This window comes from Bradyrhizobium yuanmingense, from assembly GCF_900094575.1.
Classification (GTDB): Bacteria; Pseudomonadota; Alphaproteobacteria; order Rhizobiales; family Xanthobacteraceae; genus Bradyrhizobium; species Bradyrhizobium yuanmingense.
The window spans coordinates 1-5,618 of sequence record NZ_FMAE01000064.1 but is presented as its reverse complement, the minus strand read 5'-3'; the positions used below and the strand labels follow the sequence as shown (position 1 = coordinate 5,618).

Below are 5,618 nucleotides of genomic sequence, written 5' to 3'. Positions count from 1 at the left end.
TGCGCGATCGAGCGGGCCTATGTCGACAAGGGATACCGCGGCCACGACGCACAAAATCCCCGACGGATCTTCATCTCCGGCCAGAAGCGCGGCGTCTTCGGTGTCATCAAGCGCGAGCTGCGCCGCCGCTCCGCCATCGAACCCATCATCGGACACCTGAAGGCCGATGGTCACCTCGGCCGCTGCTACCTCAAAGGCCGCGCCGGCGATGCGGCTAACGTCATCCTCTCAGCCGTCGGCCACAACTTCCGCCGCATCCTCGCCTGGCTCAGAGAACTCTTGTGCCTCATCCTGCTCCAGCTATGGCGCACGTTCGGCCGTCCCGCCCCGCTCAATTCGCTTCTTAACGGACGACTCGTTACCCAGTGGAACGCAAATCATTGCTATTCTTCATGAAATCGAGGCTCATCTCAATCGCCTGATTACGGCGCCAACGGACCAGCATGGCCATCCCGTGGACGAAAAGTCGGGCGAGTTGCTCGAACGGGAACTGCGGCGGACCTATTACATCCGACCGATTGTCTATCGAGGGCGGTCCTTCTTTGGCTGACGAGTGCCACGGGTAGACCGTTGCCCGTGAACAATTCTCGAAACGATTGAGCGGGAGCCTGTTTCTCTGATGGCGTTTGAGATTTCAGGCTTGAGCGGCGCGAACCTTGCTAGTTCATTTGTGGAGTCCTCTTCGCGGCAGACACCGTCCGAGCAAAACCGCTGCGACAATCTGCGCGTCGGCTGACTGGCCTACCTAGGCCTGTCAGAGTACCACGTCCGAAGCGACCGTCACTTGCTGCTTCCGATGCGACAGGAATGTTGAGCTTCTGCTCATCTCAGCCCGAAGGCCGCTCGAACAGTTCGCATATTTCGGTCAAGGTTGCGGAAAATCGGCTGCGGCCGAGAGCAAGCGCGAGGCTTCGGTGCCCGCCGACAAGCCATCGTTTGAGAGTAGACGCGTCGGCGTCGGGTTTGAGACACTGCCGACAAGTTGACGCTTCGCTCAGGTCGACAAAGCGGCTGAAATCAGCAGCTTTCAGTTGGGCACGTCGCTTGCATGGTTCTCTTCGCGTCCTGAGCGTGGACGAACATGAGCCCGTGTGAGCACAGCGGGATTAGTATCTCGCCAGTAGGAACAGGGGAATACGACTACCACAATCACACTCCGAGCGCTGCTCGTGTTGCCACACCTACGGCACTCAGGAAAATCTCGTTCCAGCTGCGGTCCCAACTTTTGTTCAGCCAGTCGGGGCCTAACTTACAATCGCTGGCATTTTCAGAGCGTCCCTCTCGACGCAGACGACGACTCATCCCGGCCCGGCTCTTCGCGTGGGGCATGCACAAGCGCGGACGGCTGCCAATATGATGTGTTTAGGGATGGGCAATGCGCTTCACCGGAGGAACAAATGGACGGACAGGATATCCATGATGCCGATCTCGATCGCCTGCGCGCGCGGCTCGATAACTTTGATGACGAGTTGATGCGCGCTTTAAGTGAGCGCTTTGCCATTTGTGAGCGAATTGCGGAGCACAAGCGAAAGCACGGCATTAGCATTATGCAGCCCGCCCGCGTTGAGGCCGTCCATGCGCGTGTTGCGACGTTCGCGGTCAAGAGCGGCCTTGACGCTAGGTTCGTTCGCCGCCTTTACAATCTGATCATTGAAGAGGCGTGTAGCTTGGAAAGGAGGCGCGTTGTCGGCGCAAATGATGCGCCTGTCGCCAGCCTTCTCGCGCGAAACGCTTCCCGCATCGATCATGTCGCGATAGCTGTTCGCGATCTAGAGGCCGCGATTGGTCTGTTCAGAAGTCAGTACGGCTTTGAGTTGATCGACCGTGCCGACATCGAAGGTCTCGTAAGCGGGATGAAAACTGCGACGATGCGAGCAGGCGGTGTCACGTTCGTTCTGTGTCAGGGCACCTCAGCAAAATCTAATGTGAGCCAGTATATCGATGCATACGGGCCTGGTATCCAGCATTTGGCGATCGAAGTCGACAATCAGGAGGAAGTGCTTGCGGACGCAAAGGAGAGAGGAGCCGATTTGTTAACAGGTATCATCGAAGGACCTGGCCTGAATCAGTCCTTCACCCGCCGCGATACGAACAGTGGAATGCAGTTGGAATTTGTTACGCGCGTGTCGAACCGGGGCTTCGATAAGGATAATATGCGTGCGCTGTTCTCTGCGATGGAGGGCAATGGCGTCTTCTGATGTGCGATGCGACGGAAAAAGGAGAAAACCTCACGCGTGGGCCTATGCACGTGCGCGAGATTGCGTGGCTCGAACCGCATATAGCGGCCGCTCGCCTGCGTCCACTTGGCGAGCTGGCCTTCCTTGACAGCGCGATGCGCCACTCGACCCTTGGACGCTATTCCTATGTGACGGTAGCACCGTTCGGTCGCCTGGTGGTCGAGCACGGCAAGTCATATTGGAACGGCGAACACACAGGCAAAGATCCACTTTACGAGTTGGCGCAGCTGATGCGCCGTTTCTCGCACCAGAGCCACAATGGCCTGCCGCCATTCCAAACGGGTTCAATTGGGTTCTTTAGCTACGAAATGGGACAACTCATTGAGCGCGTGCCCCGTCCGGCGGCTGCCGGGGTGGGGCCGGTGCCCGAGATCATGCTCGGATTCTATGACGTTGTTGTGGCTTTTGACCAAATCGAAAATCGGGCTTGGATCATCTCGTCTGGGTACCCGGAGAAAGATTTAAGTAGCCGCTTGGCACGCGCACGGGAGCGAGCCGCGCTTATCGAAGCTCGCCTCGCCCTTGATGTTTCGCGGGCTCGAGGTCCCGCGCCACCAATCCCGCGCTCACGCTGGAGCTCGAACTTTGAACAAAATAGTTACGAAACTGCTGTCGCGCGTGTCATACATTACATCCTGGAAGGAGATATATTCCAGGCGAATGTGGCCCAGCGCCTCATCTCCGATCTTCCATTTGGCTATGATCCCTGGGCCTTCTATTTGAAACTACGCCACCGGAACGCCGCCACGTTCTGTGCTTATCTTGAGCACGGCGACTTTGCTTTGGCCTCAAGCTCACCTGAGCGATTCCTGAAGGTTGAAAACCGGGAGGTCGAGACGCGCCCGATCAAGGGGACCGCGCCACGTGCCAACGACCCCGAGCAAGACTCGCGCAGCGCCAAGGCGCTTCTTGCTTCCGAAAAGGACCGCGCCGAAAACATCATGATCGTCGACCTTTTGCGCAACGATCTGTCTCGCGTCTGTCGCCCACACAGCGTGAAAACGCCTTCACTGGTCTCTCTCGAAAGCTACGCCGGAGTGCACCACTTGGTATCCTCGGTTACCGGAACACTGATGAGAGGAAACACGGCGCTTGATGTTCTCTTGGCCGCCTTCCCGGGCGGTTCGGTGACGGGCGCGCCGAAGCTCCGCGCAATGGAGATCATCTCCGAAGTCGAGCAGGAGACGCGCGGCGCGTATTGCGGAGCGATCGGTTGTCTCGGCTTCAACGACTTCATGGACACCAACATCGCCATACGCACCGTGACGTTTTTGAATGGACGGGCATCGTTTCACGCCGGCGGAGGAATTACGGCGCTCTCGAATCCAGCAGCGGAATACCAAGAAACTCTTGATAAGGCTGAGCGGATCCTGCAGGCCTTCGAGGAACTCGATTCGAGCGACCCATGATCCTCCTCATCGACAATTACGATTCGTTCGTATTTACCGTCGCACGGTATCTCGCCGAGCTTGATGAAGTGCCTCGTGTCATTAGAAACGACGCGATCGACGTCAGCGGGATTTTGGAACTCGGGCCTGCTGCTATCGTTCTGTCCCCCGGACCATGCGCTCCGGAGGACGCCGGAAACTGTCTGGCATTCGTACGCGAACTCAGTGGCAAAATCCCGATGTTGGGCATCTGCCTGGCCACCAGTGCATTGGTGAGGCATTTGGCGGTTTGGTGCGACGTGCCCAAGAGCCGCTGCATGGGCGGGCTACTCCGATTCTCCATGATGGAAGTGGCGTTTTTCAAGGCGTGCCGAGTCCGTTCAACGCCGGGCGCTACCATTCGCTTGCAGTGGAACTGCCCGCCCAGAGGCCATCCCGCTTCTCATCACCGCCCGAAGCGAAAGGGAGGAAATCATGGGGCTCGCCCACTTCACTGAACCGACTTATGGCGTTCAGTTTCACCCCGAATCGATTCTGACGCAGCATGGTCATACCATCTTGGCCAACTTCCTAAAAATCGCCAACGACTGGCAAGACGGTATCGCTGAGTGACGATGGGTCTATTTGTGATCCGCCTCTGTCGAGACTTCTGGCAAATATCCCAACTGCTGTTCGATATCCCGGCAGTTAGTCTAATCGTCCGTTCTTCAATCGCGGGCACGGCGTCAACCCCGATAGACAAGAGTGGTCTACTGCCGGGTTATGGTTCTTTATTAGACGCCTCCCGTTTGCCAAGGCTCGCTTTAACCCGTCGGCCCGCACGACCTCAAAGCTCTCCTCGTGCTGCACGATGTCGAGCTTCGGCATTCGGCGGCGCCGTGACATCCTCGCGCTTCATCACATTCACAACGATGACGCTCCAGCCTCGCTACTCGCATTCCGCGCGCACCTTGTCTCGCGACCATCGTCGCATGTAGCGGACGACGGGAACGTTCTCGGCGATCTCCTGGAGCAGGCCGGTCGCTGATATTGCCGCCGACGATTGCGTGCTGTTTCTGTGGGCCCGACGCCGGACAAATAGACAGGGTAATTGTGCTTGTGCTTGCCTCGAGAGAAGTAAGCGCTTAGCCGGAGCCCTTGGTTCGGGATCGGGATAGCTGTGCGAAGAAGCCTCCGGGTTGGACGGAGGTTTGAGATGGGATTGGACAGCAAAAAGGACGTCCATTTAGACGGCCCATCGGCGGGTTCGGTGAGCCAGTTGAAAGTTCTGGAAGGACCGTCGGGGCGGCGCGTGCGCTCGGAAGCTGAGAGAGCTCGGATCGTCGCCGAGAGTCTGTTACCCGGTGCCCAGGTGGCCGAGGTGGCGCGCAAGCACGGAGCAACGCGCTGGCAGATCTACGATTGGCGACGGCGGTTTCGACAACGAGGCGTGTTGCCGGCATCGCGGCGCTACGCGACGGAGCGAGCATCAGGGGGCGCTGGCGGCGGCAGAGGAAGCGCGGCGTCGGCTGGAGGTCAAGTGTCGAAGACCGAGATGGTGCGGACCAAACGCCTGACTGCGTCTGATCCAAGCGCAGCGATGCCAGCGGTCATGACGGCGTTGCCGCCAAGCAAATGTTGACGTAGCTCGTCGTTAAGCGCACGTATCCGATCCGTGGGTACTGTCCAGAATCTTTCGCACTTTTGATCAGGCGACGGCTCCGGTTTCAGAGAGTTGTGGCTGATAGAGCGGTCGCATGTTCATGTAGCATTTGGTCGACCACACCGTTCCGGCAATGTGCCGCAGCCGGGCCGCCGCTAAGTTGAGACAGGATTGACCGTCGGGGAAGGCGCCGACGACACGGGTTCGTCGCCGGATCTCCTTCATGATGCGCTCGAGCGGATTGTTCGTTCGAATCTTCCGCCAATGGATGTCCGGAAAGGCATAGTAGGCGAGCGTCTCGTGAACCGCCTGCTCGACGAGATCAGCAGCTTTGGCCATACGGCTGGCCCG

6 protein-coding genes and 1 pseudogene are annotated in these 5,618 nt (G+C 58.4%); 6 read left to right on the top strand and 1 reads right to left on the bottom strand.

The annotated features are described in order from the left end of the window. The 6 genes and pseudogenes from GA0061099_RS38615 to GA0061099_RS40890 all read left to right on the top strand — a co-directional run. On the top strand, positions 1–396 hold a 396-nt coding region (locus tag GA0061099_RS38615; protein ID WP_478209851.1), incomplete at its 5' end, for a transposase. A 1,001-nt stretch (positions 397–1,397) separates the two neighbouring features. Continuing rightward, positions 1,398–2,198 carry a chorismate mutase family protein gene (locus GA0061099_RS39665; protein WP_050996330.1) on the top strand — a complete coding sequence of 267 codons (801 nt, stop codon included), beginning with the start codon at positions 1,398–1,400 and terminating at the stop codon, positions 2,196–2,198. After that, on the top strand, positions 2,198–3,646 hold the full coding sequence (gene pabB, locus GA0061099_RS38600; RefSeq protein ID WP_225138636.1) for an aminodeoxychorismate synthase component I: 1,449 nt from the start codon (positions 2,198–2,200) through the stop codon (positions 3,644–3,646). Before GA0061099_RS39665 ends, pabB begins: the two co-directional genes overlap by 1 nt. After that, a pseudogene (locus GA0061099_RS38595) lies at positions 3,643–4,163 on the top strand (anthranilate synthase component II). The gene pabB and the pseudogene GA0061099_RS38595 overlap by 4 nt, the downstream one beginning before the upstream one ends. After that, entirely contained in the window at positions 4,100–4,237 is a 138-nt protein-coding gene (locus GA0061099_RS43360) for a glutamine amidotransferase-related protein (RefSeq protein ID WP_420886592.1), read from the top strand. Before GA0061099_RS38595 ends, GA0061099_RS43360 begins: the two are co-directional and overlap by 64 nt. 583 nt (positions 4,238–4,820) lie before the next feature. Next, the gene (locus GA0061099_RS40890) at positions 4,821–5,246 is read left to right on the top strand and encodes a transposase (protein WP_100213465.1); all 426 of its coding nucleotides are present in this window, start codon (positions 4,821–4,823) and stop codon (positions 5,244–5,246) included. 66 nt (positions 5,247–5,312) lie between these two features. On the opposite strand, the gene GA0061099_RS38585 is transcribed toward GA0061099_RS40890, so the two are convergent. Continuing rightward, positions 5,313–5,618 (bottom strand): transposase (locus tag GA0061099_RS38585; protein WP_208604927.1); only part of this gene is annotated, 306 nt, incomplete at its 5' end.

Excerpts from the sequence above, each read along its gene's own strand:
- GA0061099_RS40890 (WP_100213465.1), top strand. The coding sequence starts at position 4,821 with ATGGGATTGGACAGCAAAAAGGACGTCCATTTAGACGGCCCATCGGCG.
- GA0061099_RS39665 (WP_050996330.1), top strand. The coding sequence starts at position 1,398 with ATGGACGGACAGGATATCCATGATGCCGATCTCGATCGCCTGCGCGCG.
- pabB (WP_225138636.1), top strand. The coding sequence starts at position 2,198 with ATGTGCGATGCGACGGAAAAAGGAGAAAACCTCACGCGTGGGCCTATG.
- GA0061099_RS43360 (WP_420886592.1), top strand. The coding sequence starts at position 4,100 with ATGGGGCTCGCCCACTTCACTGAACCGACTTATGGCGTTCAGTTTCAC.